The organism is Aquibacillus sediminis, assembly GCF_005870085.1.
Classification (GTDB): domain Bacteria; phylum Bacillota; class Bacilli; order Bacillales; family Amphibacillaceae; genus Aquibacillus_E; species Aquibacillus_E sediminis.
In genome coordinates this window covers 1-751 of the sequence record NZ_SZNM01000073.1, presented here as the reverse complement: position 1 = coordinate 751, position 751 = coordinate 1, and the positions used below count along the sequence as shown (strand labels likewise).

The following is a 751-nucleotide window of genomic DNA, read 5'->3' as shown; positions in this document are numbered from 1 at the left end:
ACTAATAGATCGAGGACTTATCTATATTTGAGTTTTAAATGTTTGATTGTCTTGAGACTTTCTTATCTAGTTTTGAAGGTGTATAGCTAATTAAATACATCCATGTTTAGTGGCAATAGCGAAGAGGTCACACCTGTTCCCATGCCGAACACAGAAGTTAAGCTCTTCAGCGCCGATGGTAGTTGGGGCTTTGCCCCTGCGAGAGTAGGACGCCGCTAAGCCTTATAGTTCAAAAATTATATTTCTTATCATCGCGGGGTGGAGCAGTCTGGTAGCTCGTCGGGCTCATAACCCGAAGGTCGCAAGTTCAAATCTTGCCCCCGCAACCAATCTATTTTCTAACTACGTCGAATAGACTTCTTTTGCTAGAAAATATTAGTAGTACTTGTAGAGTGCAACCAAATTTTATCTAACTACATTGAGATTACTTCTTAGCTAGATAATAATTTTCCTTAAAATTATAAGTTTTAACATTTTTGGTCCGGTAGTTCAGTTGGTTAGAATGCCTGCCTGTCACGCAGGAGGTCGCGGGTTCGAGTCCCGTCCGGACCGCTCTATATTAATATATGTATCAAGAACCTTAGGATTTTTCCTAAGGTTCTTTTGATTATGAGTATGAAAAAATGGCTCTACAATATTTGTTGGGGTGTTTTGAAAATTTGAGCACAAAAAAACACGCAAACTCCTATATCCTTTACACTTGAATTGACTAGAAACAAGAAAGGGATAGGAGTGCGTGTAAATGAATTTT

At 38.9% G+C, this 751-nt stretch carries 2 tRNA genes and 1 rRNA gene; all 3 read left to right on the top strand.

Annotated elements, in window-relative coordinates:
• The first annotated feature begins 105 nt into the window (after positions 1 to 105).
• The 3 genes from rrf to FCI53_RS21210 all read left to right on the top strand — a co-directional run bounded on the left by rrf (position 106) and on the right by FCI53_RS21210 (position 552).
• Positions 106 to 221, top strand: a 5S ribosomal RNA gene (gene rrf, locus FCI53_RS21220).
• Between the two features lie 31 nt (positions 222 to 252).
• Positions 253 to 329: transfer RNA gene (locus FCI53_RS21215), tRNA-Met, on the top strand.
• Between the two features lie 149 nt (positions 330 to 478).
• A tRNA-Asp gene (locus tag FCI53_RS21210) sits at positions 479 to 552 on the top strand.
• Positions 553 to 751: the final 199 nt, after the last annotated feature.